Source organism: Flammeovirgaceae bacterium SG7u.111 (assembly GCA_034044135.1).
Lineage (GTDB): Bacteria > Bacteroidota > Bacteroidia > Cytophagales > Flammeovirgaceae.
In genome coordinates, this window is the sequence record CP139021.1 from 7,479,140 (window position 1) to 7,492,237 (window position 13,098).

A 13,098-nucleotide genomic window follows, 5' to 3' on the forward strand; every position below is an offset into this window, starting at 1 on the left:
TTTACAGTTAAAATGCTTTAAAAACTATTTTTATAGATTTATTTTCTCTTTAACTACAGATGCCATATAAAACATTTCTGTAGCTATTTGTAGGCAACGTTCGTCATATTTAGCTGCTTCATAGTCAGTGCCATCTGCAACTTTTGGATCTTCGTAAGGTATAGGGATTCTCATATTTGCACCTGGTATGAAAGGACAATTTTCATCGGCATGAGAACATGTCATTATAGCTGCAAAGTTTTTTTGAGGATTATATAGGTTGCTATATTTTTTAGAGAAACATTCCATTGAAGGAGCCTTTTCTGCAAAATTCACATTGTAATGCGGATTTTCGCCTCCTGGGTTTTCTACTTGAAATCCTGCTCGTTGGATAGCATCAACCGCTCTTGGGTTAAATGCAGTAGCCTCTGTACCTCCAGAATATGTGAATATTCCTTCGTCAATACCGTAGTAATAGGCTGCGGTAGCTGCCCATATTTGGCTCAAATGGCTTCGGCGGCTATTGTGGGTACATATAAATATTAAGTTGGCAGCTTCGTTTGCTTGCCTTTTTTCATGTACATATGAAGCTAGTGAATCTAAATCCTTTTTTCTCTCTGTAGGAATAGCCTCCATGCCAGTTATTGCGCTATCGATGTATTCGAGTAGTTTTGGGTACATAGTTTTAGGTGTTTGAGCTTTTATTTGATTATTACCTAGTTCCATTGATGTTTCTTGAGTTTCTTTTTTTTGTGAACAGCTTGCCAATAAAAGGGAGAGTATTAACAGAGGAATAATTCTTTTTTCCATTGTAGTTTGATAAAATACGATTTATATATTGTTTAGCAGCAACCTGAGTTCGGCTCACATTGGTTTTGTTTGTTTGCCGCCAAGGCTGCAATTCTAATTCTTGGCTTTTCCGTTGGAATTCCGCAATTATCCTTTGCTAAGCAGTCGGTTTGCTTTGAGGTAAGCAGAAAATCCGTCCCGTTAAATTCTAGCCCATACTTTCCTATCGTATCTCCTTGATGCTCCACTTCAATTTCTAGATCGTCCAACCCAAGGGCTTTTTCAGAAATATGGATAATGGATATTAATTTTTCAGCGCTTAGCCTGTGGTCAAAATCTGTAGCGGTGAAAAGCTGGAAATTAATGACCGATTCTTTTCTGACTGTGCCTCCACAATCGATGAAGTGCTTGTTCACCACCCCCACCTCAGTGACGTGAAAGTGTTCTGGAACTTTTTCCCCATTAGGAAGGTGGAAGTTTACTTCTTGTAATGTGCTTAATGCTTCTTTTACTTCTGTAAGTCTCATATTATCGTTATGTTATTGCAATATTACGATGCTATTGTGCAAAAAAATATTAACAGCAATTATCTGATTTATTAGAGTTGAGCTGATCAAATAAGAAATTAAATTGGGTTTTGATTTGCTCCCAGCAATCTGTATTGATGCAGTAGCTGACTCTAGACCCATCAATTGTTCCTTTTATCACACCAATCTCCTTAAGCTCACGCAAGTGTTGGCTAATAGTCGGTTGGGCTAAGCCTAGTTCCTGAACTAAATCACCATTGATACAAGCATTTGCTTTGAGCAAGTATTGAATGATAGCTACTCGTGCTGGGTGGGCGAATGCTTTTGCAGCTAAAGCCAGCTCATTTTGTTCTTCCGTGAAAAGTTCAGATTTGGTTACTCCCATGATCTATTGAATAATTACATTGCAATATTACGATCAATAGTAATACAAGTCAAGTATTATTCAAAAAATAATTTTGTTGCATATGGCTCATAAGCTACGTTGCCAATAACCTTTTACCTTGAGGGTATTTCGTATCGTGCGTACAGCTTGAAGGCGTTGCCAAGAAAAAAAATAATCAAGGCCTGAAAGTAGAAGGCTATGTGGACTTGGTTGTTAAGAAATTCATTAACCTGGTTTACATGGCTACTAAAAGAAAAAGTATGAACTCTAGGAATTATAATTCCCGAAATATATAATGATATTGTAGTCCTGTTAGGAGTAGAACTTTTATGAAAAATATCGCTTTAAAGTTTTTATAAATAGGTTTTAAGTTGATAAAATATATAAGAGTGTCAGTAAAGGTGTAAGTAATTTTTTTTGGTTGTATCTTAGTTCAGATGATCATAAATGGCTAAAAAATGAAACTCAATTATTATTTGTCAAACAAAGCTGGAAAGGATGGGCAGACAGCTATTCTCATTTACGTCCACATTGATGGGAAAAGAATAATAAAGACTAGTAAGCAAAAAGTCGTATCCGAATATTGGGATAAAGATAGGCAAAGGGCAAAAAGTTCATTTAAGTTTTCTGCGGAATTAAACGATCATCTCTCCAAATTACAAGACGATATTTATAAAAGCATTAAGAGCCTTGAGTCAGAGGGAGTACTTGATGTGGAAAATGTAAAAAAGCATATTGATGAGATAGTAAAAGGTGAGCGAATCAGCGAGGCAAAGCAGGAGGGTGAAGGTTTTTTCTATTGGTTAGATAAATTCATAGAACTTAGGGCAAGCGGTCAAGACAAAACCAATAGAGGACACCAGGTAGGGGAAGGGGCTATAAAGAAATACAGAACCTTTAGGTGGCACTTGAACGGGTTTATGAGCTACTCAAACTATGAAATTTCTTTTGAGAGCATTAACCAACAGTTTTTTGATGAATACATAGACTACTTACTCAAGGTCAAAGAATTAGGCTTGAATACGGTCGGGAAACAAATTGGTACGTTGAAAGCATATTTGAATTGGGCTGTTAGTAAAGGGGTTAACAAAAACCTTGATTTTAAGGGATTTAAGAAGATCAATGAGGAAACAGATCATGTTTATTTGAGTACAGGAGAAATAACTAGGCTTTTTGATCTGGATTTAAGTAAGAATATTAGGTTAGAAAGGGTAAGGGATTTATTTGTAATAGGCTGTATAACTGCTCTGGGTCTTTCCGACTATAAACGAATTTCATGTGATAGTATCAAAAATGGCAAAATTCATATCGTCCTTAAAAAAAGCAATGAGCCTGTTGCCATACCATTGCATCCGTTTGTTAAGCAGATACTAAGTAAATATGAGAGTGCTTTGCCTTCTGTTTCTGATCAAAAGTTCAATGGTTATCTCAAGGAACTTGGGCGGCTTGCAGGGCTTGAGGAAGAGGTACAAGTAAGAAGCTCAAAAGGGGGAGTTCGCAAAGTGCTTACAAAAAAGAAATGGGAACTCATTATCTCAGATACAGCCCGACGATCAGGGGCAATCAATATGTATAAGGCGGGGCTACCGATTTTGGCAATCATGAAAATAACAGGTCATAGGACAGAGACTGGGTTCTTGAAATATATCAATGTCACAAATGAAGAAGATGTTGGTATGCTGGCAAACCATCCTTATTTTAACCCCTTAGCTAAAAGGAAGAAAAATGGTGAGATTACCTATTCATGGTGATGTAGTACAATTAATCCTTATGAAATCTATCCTGTTAGTCAAGCAATATAAATTCAAATGCTGTCAGTAATAGTGTAAGTAAAATAAAATAAAAAAGCCCGATAGAAAGTCTCTATCGGGCTTTTAAGATAGTGTATTGTGGAGCCGGAGGGAGTCGAACCCTCGTCCAGAGAAGGAAAAAGTCAAGCCTTCTACATGCTTAGTCGTACTTTGGATTTTCGTGCTCGCCATAGGTAGACGCCGGACCTATAGGCAAACCTTATCTGCTAGAGTTCACTTAGGCACCGCAGCTTTACCCAAGCTATTCCCGCATTATCGACACCTCGGGCTCACAGCTAGCAGGACAGAAGCTGTGCGAGATGATGGCCGGGGATCATTGATCAACCCTAAGCAAACTAGACTATCAGCCTAATTAAGCAGCCATGGCGTAGTTTTCTTCGCCAATTGTTGTGTAGGACTATCTTTCAAGGCTCTCACCCAATGAGCCTGCATGCTTATACTCGCAATTACTCGACCTGTCAAATCCAGTCGGCCCCATATGCGATCCTTTGCAATTGTGAAACATTCTACAATCAAAAAAGGTTGGCAAAGATAAGAAAAATTCAGTTTAGAGTGTGAGTTTTAAGAATTGAGTTTAAGGAAGGAGTATTGAGCCTAAACTCTTGCTCACAACTCACACTCTTGCTTTTTTTGCTGACCTATATTTTATATACCCAATTGAATTTATCTTCAACGAGTCCCCTTTGAAGACCTGTGAGTTCAGCATGTAACTTATTGGATATTTCCCTTGTGGCTACAGGAGGAAGTTCGTAATCCACGCCATCGTAGTGCAATAGGGAAATATGGGCTACGGTTGCAGCAGTTCCCGCACCAAACATCTCTGTAAGCCTTCCTTCTTTTATAGCAGGTACTATCTCGTCTATGCTGAGTTGTCTTTCTTCAACTTCTATTCCCCAGCTTCTGGCAATATCTAGAATGCTTTTGCGGGTGATACCTGGCAAAACAGTGTCGCTATCTGGGATAGAAACTAGTTTTCCATCTATTACAAATAGGACGTTCATTGTACCCGATTCTTCAATGAATTTGTGGTTTACGCTGTCTGTCCACAGAAGCTGATGGTAGCCTTCTTGCTGGGCAAGGCGGGCAGGGTAAAGCGAGGCAGCATAGTTTCCTGCTACTTTAGCATAGCCTGTCCCCCCTTTGGCTGCTCTTGTATAATGTTGTTCTACTTTTACTTTTACCGGCTCGGAATAATAACTTCCCACAGGCGAGGTAAAGATGATGAACGAATATTTTTCCGAAGGTTTAAGCCCAATGTATTCATCCATGGCGAAAAGGAATGGGCGGATGTAAAGTGCGGCATTTTCATTTTTTGGTACCCAGCCTCTGTCTAAATCAATAAGCTCGTGCAGTCCAGCCATGAACAACTCCGTTGGTACTTCAGGCATGCAGATTCTCTTGGCAGATTCTTGGAGGCGTTTGGCATTTGCCTCGGGCCTGAAAATCAATGCCGATTCTCCATCTGGGCTTTGGAAAGCCTTTAATCCCTCGAAAATAGATTGCCCATAGTGAAGCCCCGATACTGCTGGGCTAAGGCTGAGGTTGCCAAAAGGCACAATTCTATTGTTTTTCCATTGCCCATCCTCAAAGTCTGAAATGAACATGTGGTCAGAGTAGATCTTGCCAAAAGGCGTATTATTAAAATCTACTTGGGGCAAGCGCGATTGGGCCACTTTTTGGGTGGCAATTTCTATCCCGGTCTCAATCATTTTTTTACTGTTTGGCTCCTATTAGTTAATAAAGACTCAGCCGCATTAGTAGTGACTGAGTCGAGGTAGATTAAGTTTGACGTTAGCTGGTGGGCCTATCGCCCTAAATCATTTTGTTTAGCAACTATTAGATAAAGAAAGAGATTTTTATTGATAAAAAAAATCTTTTTATGTCCATGAAAATATAACAATGCTAATCTAGAAAGGCTTTTTTGACCAAAGCAGCTAAAGTAGGATAGAAGTTGCTAGAAGAAGCGATGACCTGTCTTCCAAACACAAAGTCATTTCCACCTTTGAAATCGGTTACTATCCCGCCTGCTTCCGTAAGGATTACTGCACCGCCGGCTAAGTCCCAAGCATTTAGGCCATATTCGTAAAAAGCATCTGCCTTGCCACTGGCCACCATGGCAATATCGATGGCTGCTGACCCAAATCTCCTGAAACCGTGGCTTTCTTTCATCAGCGCTTCTATCATTTCAAAATTTGCTAAAAGTGAATGTTTATCACCGCTGTCATAAGGCATGCCTGTGATTACCAAACTTTCGTCTAAGTTGCTGTTGTCAGAGACAGATATTGCTTTCCCATTACAAAAAGCTCCTCCGCCTTTCACGGCATGGTAGGTTTCATTTTGGCAAATAGCGCGGATAACTCCAAGCAAAAGCTCATCTCCTTTCATCAAAGCGATGCTTACAGAGTAGAAAGGGATATTATGGATGAAATTGGTAGTGCCATCAAGTGGGTCGATTATCCAATTATAACCACCTTCTACTGCTTCGCCCGTTCCTTCTTCGGCAATGAAACCAGCTTCTGGAATTAATTCGCCTAACTTTTCAACAATTTTAAGCTCTGCTTGCTTGTCAACATAAGACACCAAATTGTTTTTGCTCCCTTTGAGTTCTATTCTTGCTTTATCAAAGTTTTGTCTTTCTAAAAAAATGAATTCTCCTACTTCTTCGGAGATAGAAATTACTTGATCACAAAGTTTTTTTAATTCTGCTGTTTCCATTGTTTGGGTGTTTTGCGTGAGCTACAAAAATAGCTTTTTGAGAAAGAAAGGCTGCGATGCTTAAGAGCATGTTTAAATTTTGAAAAGAGCCGGGCAGGCTAAAACTTTGTAGTGACGAAACAACAAAGTTTATGGAAACAGGATATACCCGCTTGACCTCCCGGCAATGGCAATATATAAAAGAATATCTTCCCGTGGAAAGGAAACGCAAATATGACCTCAGGGACGTGGTGGACTCGATCTTGTACTGCATGCGCAGCGGACAGCAGTGGCGCAGCCTCTCGGGCGAGGGACGCCCTCCTTGGAATGTGGTATACTATTATTTCCGCAAGTGGCAGGGGGACAACACGCTTTTTCGGCTGAACGCGGCACTCAACCAACTAGAGCGCAAGAGGAAGGGCAAGAAGGCGACCCCGAGCATGCTTTCCATTGATAGCCAGTCGGTAAAGTGCGCGCCTTTTATCGGGCAGGACACGGGGCTGGACGGCAACAAGAAGGTGAACGGGAGAAAAAGGCACGTCATCACCGATACGCTCGGGCTGGTATGGGGAGTGGTCGCCACTGGCGCCAACGAGCATGACGGCACGATAGGGCAACGGGTGGTGGAGCCCCTCTTGGGCTACCTGCACAGGATGGAAAAGATCCTGGCAGACCAGGCCTATAAAAAGAAGTTCACCGGATGGGTAGAGGACAACATAAGGGGCGTAGAGGTCGAGATATCCTCTTGTCCCCCAACCCCCAGGGGCTTTGTGCCCATCAAGTGGAGATGGGTCACCGAGAGGACATTCGGCACGTTCAATTTCTTCCGGAGGCTGTCCAAAGACTATGAAAAAACTACCAAAAGCCAAGAAGCTTGGGTTTTATGGCAAAACTGCCAAATAATACTTAATAGGATCAAAAAAATGCCTATTTAAAATTTTTAAACATGATCTAAGTTACATTTTTGGTGATGGTGCTTGAATAAAAATAACCAGTGATCTATGAACTAATAGGTCACTGGTTATCAATACTGAGTTTGTTTATAAAATAGCACTTCATTATGGTGGTGTTAAAAATCTAGGCCGTAGAAAACTTTTTGCCCGTCGGAATAAATCCCCTCTATCAAAACGTTTCCTTCTAAGCTGGCCAAGGCGTCCTTCAGTTCATCAATGGAATTGATAGGGCTTCTGTCTATGTGTGTGATGATAAAACCTTCTTCCACTCGGGCATCTCGGAGTCTTCCTTCTATCAGCCTTTTTACTTTAACACCGCCTTCTATTTCCAACTTCTCTATTTCTGCTTCGGCAACTTCCGAAAGTCTAGCGCCCAACTCGGGGAAATCTTCGGTTTCCAAATCTGGAGCTTCCCTTCTTACCATCTCTGTTATATTATCTCTTCCTTTCAGCAGCACAACCAGTTCTTTTACCTCATCACCTCTTTTCACTTCGACGGCAATTTCGTCACCAGGGCGGTTTCTTGCTACTACTTCTTGTAGTTCCGAAGTATTTGAAATATTTCTTCCGTCTATTGAAAGTACGATGTCGCCGGGTTCAACCCCAGCATTTTCAGCTCCGCTTCCTCGGCTAACGCCATCAATAAATACCCCCTCAATTTTATCAAGCCCATGGTCTCGGGCAAGGTTGGCATCCACATCGCGGATGGTCACGCCCATGAGCGCCCTTTGCACTTTTCCAAAGTTCAGTAAATCGTCCATAACTTTTCTGACCAGTGCCGATGGGACAGCAAAGGAATAGCCAGAATAAGAACCTGTGCTGGTGGCAATGGCGGTATTGATCCCGATAAGGTAGCCGTCCAAATCTACCAAAGCCCCACCGCTGTTGCCAGGGTTTACAGCCGCATCGGTCTGAATGAACGATTCTATAGAATAATCTTGAGGAGTATTGGAGCGTAGGATGTCAATGTTTCTGGTTTTTGCACTGACAATTCCGGCGGTTACGGTAGAGGTAAGGTCAAACGGATTGCCAATGGCCAAGACCCATTGGCCTGGCCTTACGGCATCGGAGTCGCCGTAGGGTACAAACGGCAAGCTCGAACCTTCTATCTTGATCAGTGCCAAGTCAGTGGTAGGGTCAGTGCCTACTATTTCGGCTCTATAGCTTCTTTTATCGTTCAGTACCACTTCTATTTTGCTGGCATGTTCTATCACATGGTTGTTGGTGGCTATGTAGCCATCTGCTGAAATTATTACACCAGAGCCTGAAGATAGTCTTTGTCCACGGTGTTGATATCTTTTTGGGGCTTCTTCTGCCTCCTCTTCTTCTCCAAAAAAATCTTTGAACATATTATCGAGCTTATTACTGTAATCTGCTCCATAGCCATTGTAATAGGTTTTGATATGAACCACACCAGGGGTGACTTTATTGGCCGAACTCATGAAATTCAGACCATCAGGCACTACATAGTTTTCTGTTTTTACAACAGGTTGGTTCGATATCTTAGAGAGTTTGACTTGATCTGCGGTAAGGCTGCGGGCAGGGACAGGCTTCTCTATAAATTGCGTATAAGCGAAAAGTGCTACTATCCCTCCGGCTATGGAAGCAATAAATAGACTTGCAAAATATTTTATACCATTCATTGTAAGGTTGTTTTAAATGGATGAAAGCTCAAGGGTGACAAAATGCATGAGCAGATAAAGATGCTATGGTTTGAGCCAAAAGCTACTTTGCATGGCAAATCAAGTAAATAATTAATGGAGACATCGAGCTTCTGTTGAGCTTGATTTTTCTCGAATTGCTATTTCAATATATATAAATTACCAATAGTATAAAAGCTTTGTTTGGTGGGCTAAAGAAAAAGTTGGGATCAGCGGTCGCTATTATACATTCAGCTTCAGCTTTTTAATTTAGATAGAGTTGTCCTTAAAAAAGGGTATGGAGTTATTTTTTTAGTAAAGCCCGTTAAATATCACGCCTTTCTTCATCTTACAGATATAGGCTTGCCCCCTACTTACCTAAGCTTTTCTCTTTCCTAAAAGTTTCTTGGCTTTTGGTTTTTGAGAAGACGCTGCTTTCACCAAACTAGGTGGTATCTTTAGTTTCACCCAAATATTCATACACAAAAATTTCACAAATGAAGATGAAAAGACGATTTGCTATTTTTTCCATTTTATGGATTTCTTGTTGGACATCTGCTGTGCTAGCTCAGGAAGCAGGCAGCGGAGATGTGCTGATAAACGAATTAGAATATTTTGAAAAGCCGGGGTTGAACGTGATGCTTTTCCACGATTTTTATCCTGAAGGTCACCAAGGTGGAGTAGCTTTTATCCAACATGGGGTGAGAACTGCTACCAATGGTGATTTGAGGCTAGAGCCTACTCCTGGGCAATGGCAACCGCTCCCCAAAATGGGCGATAGGGTAGTAGATACAAAGAAAAATGAGATTTACGTAAACCTTTCTTTTCCTGATACAAGCAAGCACCTAAAAGGCTTCAACCCTATAGTTTATCCTGATTTGGAAATGGATTATACCGTGAGGGTAACTTCAGAAGGAAGTGCTTTTAGGGTGACGGTGGATTTGAAAGAACCGCTTCCTGCCGAGTGGGTAGGCAAGGTTGGTTTTAATTTGGAGCTTTTCCCAACTGACTTATTTGGAAAAAGCTACTATATGGATGGAAGATCTGGTTTGTTTCCTCGCCAAGTAAATGGCCCAATGTACAAAGATTACCGAGGTGAATTTCAGGCAGAGCCAATGGCTGTAGGAAAAAAACTGACTGTAGCGCCAGAGATGCCTGAGCAACTTTTGCAAATTGAAAGTTTTAGGGAAGAGTTGAAGTTGATAGATGGAAGGGGCAATCATAACAATGGCTGGTATGTGGTAAGGGCTGATGTTTCTGCAGGAGCTACCACCAAGGCTATTGACTGGCTCATTACTCCGCATGTGATCCCAAATTGGCTTTACGAGCCCGTAGTCCATGTTTCCCAAGTGGGCTATCATCCTAATCAAGATAAAAAAGCAATCATCGAGCTTGATAAAAACGATGGTTCATCTCACAAAGCTATCTTAAAAAAACTATCAGCGAGTGGAGGGTATGAAGAAGTGAAGTCGGTTTCGCCTGAGAAGTGGGGCAAATTCTTGCGCTACAATTACGTAATTCTCGATTTCTCGGAAGTTAAAGACCCAGGCTTGTATCAGGTTAGTTATGGCGAAAGCAAGTCGAACGTGTTCAAAATAGACAGCGATGTATATAAAAGGCACGTTTGGCAGCCTACGCTCGAATATTTTTTACCAGTGCAGATGTGCCACATGCGGGTAAATGAAAAGTATAAGGTGTGGCACGGACTCTGCCACGACGACGATGCGCTAATGGCTCCAACAGACATCAACCATTTTGATGGGTACGTACAAGGAAGTTCTACGCTTACAAAATATAAACCGCTGGAGCATGTGCCAGGGCTAAATGTAGGTGGCTGGCACGATGCCGGCGACTACGATTTGCGGGTAGAGTCTCAGGCTGGAACGGTGCATATTTTATCCTTGGCCTACGAAGAGTTCGGTTCGGATTATGACCAGACGTACATAGACCAAGAAAACAAATTGGTGGAAATGCTTCATCCTGATGGTAAACCAGATATGCTTCAGCAGGTTGAACATGGTTTGCTCACGATTTTGGGAGGGTATGAAAATTTGGGAAGGTTGTACAGGGGAATCATTTGCCCCTCGCTCAGGCAATATGTGATGTTGGGCGACGGCTCTACCATGACCGATAATGTGGTGTACCAAGCCAAAGGCAACGAGGCAGATTTTGATGGTATGTGGTCGATGAAAGTAGCCAATGAATTTTCAAAAATGTATGATCCGCTTTCGCATAAGGATAGCATCAAGTTAGTCGCCGATAAGTTGGACGATAGGATGGTGTTTACCGAAGAAAACCCTTCACGCACATTAGACGTCATTGGAGGGCTTGCTGCTGCGTCTAGGGTCATGAAAGAGTATAATCCAGACCTTTCCCAGAGAAGCTTGAAGGCTGCGGAAGAACTTTGGGGTATTTACCATGAGTTGGAAGGCAAAAGGCTGACAAATAATAAGATCAAAGCCTTGGCAGAGCTGATTCTTACCACAGAGAAAGACGAATACAAAAAAGAGATGTTGGCGATGAAAGCCGAAATTGTCCAAAATATTGGAAATGTAGGTTGGGTAATGGGCAGGGTGATGCCACATATTGATGATGAAGCATTTCAAGAAGAAATAAACGAGGCCGTAGTAGGACTAAAAGCGGAAATTGATAAGCAAGCGGGAGAAACGCCTTTTGGAGTTCCTTATCGCCCACATATTTGGGGAGCTGGTTGGGGCATCCAAAGCTTTGGGTATAGGCAATATTTCCTTCATACAGGCTGGCCAGAAACCTTTTCGAGGGAATATATGTTGAGTGCGCTCAATTTTGTACTTGGTTGCCATCCGGGTAAAAATACGCAATCTTTTGCTTCGGGTGTAGGTGCCGAGTCCTTGTTAGTGGCGTATGGGGTGAACAGGGGAGAGTGGTCTTATATCCCAGGTGGAGTAGGTTCGGGAACAGCGCTTATCAGGCCTGACTTTCCAGAGTTGAAAGTTTGGCCGTTTTTGTGGCAGCAAACCGAATATGTAATGGGGGGTGGTGGAACTAACTTTATGTTTCTTGCCCTAGCTTCCGACTATTTGCTAAGTAACGAATGAGGTGTTTTTTAATCAAAGCAGACCTCCAGCACCTAAAGCTGGGGTCTGTTTATACAATGGAGTTCTGTTTAGTTTGAAAGAAGGGTTTGCATAAAAAATGGAATTACTCCTTATTATTTAATGAATGATAGACTTCATGTAAGACTCCAAGTTTTGTCTGGTAATGATTTCAAGCGGGAACAACTCTTCTTTGGGAGGTTCTTTTTTAAATAACAGTTGGTTGGCTAGGTAAGAAATTCCTAATTGAGCTTGCCTTTTAGGGTTTTGATTGATGAGAAAGTCAATTAATCCTTTTTTAAGGTACACAATATTTAGTTCAAGTAAGTCATAACCAACTATTCGGATGTGGTGATTATTTAGTTTTTCAAGCATGGAAGCTGCAATGTGGGCGCCTTTTGACGTTGTAATCATCATTCCGTGAAGATCATTTGATTTTAATAAGTCGAGCAGTTGGCTATCAGATGAATATTGGTCGGACCCACTGAGGCTGAGGCTAATGATTTCATATTTATTATTTGGCTTTTCGCTAAAATAATCCCTCAGTCCTGTTTCTTTCGCTTTAAGGTGAACAGAATTTTCTACCTCTTCATACAAATGTAGAGCAGCAATTTTTTTACGACCATTGTTTTCTCCTAAGTCAAGCAATTCTCCTGCTACGCGCCCACTTTGGTACAAATCCTGGCCTATGAAACACATGGGAGAAGTTTCGGATATATTGGTATTGAAAAGGACAAAGGGGATATTGGCTTTCTTTAGCCCTTGGAAAAGCTCACTGGATTCTCTGAAAAAGATGGGGGCAATTAGCAAACCATCAGGTTTGGATTTAAGAACTTGGGAGGCTACTTGAGCAAACGCTTCGTTGTGGTAGAGGTCAAAGTATTGAGGTACTATTTCTACACCATAATGCGACCATTCATGTGCAGCTTGTTCAACCCCCAATTGAGAAAGCTTCCAATATTCGTCTTGCCTAGGGTCGGGAATCAGGGCGACCAATCTTAGTTTCTTATTGGAGCCTAATGTTCTGGCTAGTAGGTTAGGCTTGTATCCCGTCTGTTCGAGTATTTTTTCAACCCGTTTGCGTGCTTCATCAGAGACCTTTCCTCTCTGGTGAAGCACGCGGTCTACAGTTCCTACCGAGACATCTGCCATCTTAGCAATGTCTTTGATTCGAATGTTCTTGTAGTTTTCCATTAATGTATGTCTAGCGTTTACAATATTACTAATAAAATTACGTATTTTCTTC

The 13,098-nt window shown here is 41.5% G+C and carries 10 protein-coding genes and 1 other RNA gene; 3 read left to right on the forward strand and 8 right to left on the reverse strand.

Going from position 1 to position 13,098, the window contains the following annotated elements; translation table 11 throughout:
* Positions 1 to 30: 30 nt before the first annotated feature.
* The 3 genes from R9C00_28825 to R9C00_28835 are packed head-to-tail and all read right to left on the reverse strand — an operon-like array spanning position 31 to position 1,680.
* Entirely contained in the window at positions 31 to 789 is a 759-nt protein-coding gene (locus R9C00_28825) for a protein-tyrosine-phosphatase (GenBank protein WPO35704.1), read from the reverse strand.
* 32 nt (positions 790 to 821) lie between these two features.
* Positions 822 to 1,295, reverse strand: coding sequence for a DUF6428 family protein (locus R9C00_28830; GenBank protein WPO35705.1), 474 nt, complete (start codon positions 1,293 to 1,295; stop codon positions 822 to 824).
* Between the two features lie 49 nt (positions 1,296 to 1,344).
* The gene (locus R9C00_28835; GenBank protein ID WPO35706.1) at positions 1,345 to 1,680 is read right to left on the reverse strand and encodes a metalloregulator ArsR/SmtB family transcription factor; all 336 of its coding nucleotides are present in this window, start codon (positions 1,678 to 1,680) and stop codon (positions 1,345 to 1,347) included.
* A gap of 458 nt (positions 1,681 to 2,138) precedes the next feature.
* Between R9C00_28835 and R9C00_28840 the strand changes: the two genes are divergently transcribed.
* The gene (locus tag R9C00_28840) at positions 2,139 to 3,431 is read left to right on the forward strand and encodes a phage integrase SAM-like domain-containing protein (protein WPO35707.1); all 1,293 of its coding nucleotides are present in this window, start codon (positions 2,139 to 2,141) and stop codon (positions 3,429 to 3,431) included.
* Between the two features lie 136 nt (positions 3,432 to 3,567).
* On the opposite strand, the gene ssrA is transcribed toward R9C00_28840, so the two are convergent.
* The 3 genes from ssrA to R9C00_28855 form a co-directional block, all read right to left on the reverse strand.
* Positions 3,568 to 3,967: a transfer-messenger RNA gene (gene ssrA, locus R9C00_28845) on the reverse strand.
* Positions 3,968 to 4,129: 162 nt separating this feature from the next.
* Positions 4,130 to 5,200 carry a branched-chain amino acid aminotransferase gene (locus tag R9C00_28850; GenBank protein ID WPO35708.1) on the reverse strand — a complete coding sequence of 357 codons (1,071 nt, stop codon included), beginning with the start codon at positions 5,198 to 5,200 and terminating at the stop codon, positions 4,130 to 4,132.
* A gap of 193 nt (positions 5,201 to 5,393) precedes the next feature.
* A complete protein-coding gene (locus R9C00_28855) occupies positions 5,394 to 6,206 on the reverse strand; it encodes an inositol monophosphatase family protein (GenBank protein WPO35709.1) in 813 nt (270 codons plus the stop codon).
* A gap of 131 nt (positions 6,207 to 6,337) precedes the next feature.
* On the opposite strand from R9C00_28855, the gene R9C00_28860 reads away from it, so the two are divergent.
* Positions 6,338 to 7,120, forward strand: coding sequence for an IS5 family transposase (locus R9C00_28860; protein ID WPO35710.1), 783 nt, complete (start codon positions 6,338 to 6,340; stop codon positions 7,118 to 7,120).
* Between the two features lie 134 nt (positions 7,121 to 7,254).
* On the opposite strand, the gene R9C00_28865 is transcribed toward R9C00_28860, so the two are convergent.
* Entirely contained in the window at positions 7,255 to 8,781 is a 1,527-nt protein-coding gene (locus tag R9C00_28865) for a Do family serine endopeptidase (GenBank protein ID WPO35711.1), read from the reverse strand.
* A gap of 500 nt (positions 8,782 to 9,281) precedes the next feature.
* Between R9C00_28865 and R9C00_28870 the strand changes: the two genes are divergently transcribed.
* Entirely contained in the window at positions 9,282 to 11,855 is a 2,574-nt protein-coding gene (locus R9C00_28870) for a glycoside hydrolase family 9 protein (GenBank protein WPO35712.1), read from the forward strand.
* Positions 11,856 to 11,972: 117 nt separating this feature from the next.
* Here the strand turns inward: R9C00_28870 and R9C00_28875 are convergent, their stop codons facing one another.
* A complete protein-coding gene (locus R9C00_28875; protein ID WPO35713.1) occupies positions 11,973 to 13,046 on the reverse strand; it encodes a LacI family DNA-binding transcriptional regulator in 1,074 nt (357 codons plus the stop codon).
* Between the last annotated feature and the right edge of the window lie 52 nt (positions 13,047 to 13,098).

Bases quoted from the DNA above. Each gene is read 5' to 3' on its own strand.
- R9C00_28825 (WPO35704.1), bottom strand. From the start codon at position 789: ATGGAAAAAAGAATTATTCCTCTGTTAATACTCTCCCTTTTATTGGCA.
- R9C00_28830 (WPO35705.1), bottom strand. From the start codon at position 1,295: ATGAGACTTACAGAAGTAAAAGAAGCATTAAGCACATTACAAGAAGTA.
- R9C00_28835 (WPO35706.1), bottom strand. From the start codon at position 1,680: ATGGGAGTAACCAAATCTGAACTTTTCACGGAAGAACAAAATGAGCTG.
- R9C00_28840 (WPO35707.1), top strand. From the start codon at position 2,139: ATGAAACTCAATTATTATTTGTCAAACAAAGCTGGAAAGGATGGGCAG.
- R9C00_28850 (WPO35708.1), bottom strand. From the start codon at position 5,200: ATGATTGAGACCGGGATAGAAATTGCCACCCAAAAAGTGGCCCAATCG.
- R9C00_28855 (WPO35709.1), bottom strand. From the start codon at position 6,206: ATGGAAACAGCAGAATTAAAAAAACTTTGTGATCAAGTAATTTCTATC.
- R9C00_28860 (WPO35710.1), top strand. From the start codon at position 6,338: ATGGAAACAGGATATACCCGCTTGACCTCCCGGCAATGGCAATATATA.
- R9C00_28865 (WPO35711.1), bottom strand. From the start codon at position 8,781: ATGAATGGTATAAAATATTTTGCAAGTCTATTTATTGCTTCCATAGCC.
- R9C00_28870 (WPO35712.1), top strand. From the start codon at position 9,282: ATGAAAAGACGATTTGCTATTTTTTCCATTTTATGGATTTCTTGTTGG.
- R9C00_28875 (WPO35713.1), bottom strand. From the start codon at position 13,046: ATGGAAAACTACAAGAACATTCGAATCAAAGACATTGCTAAGATGGCA.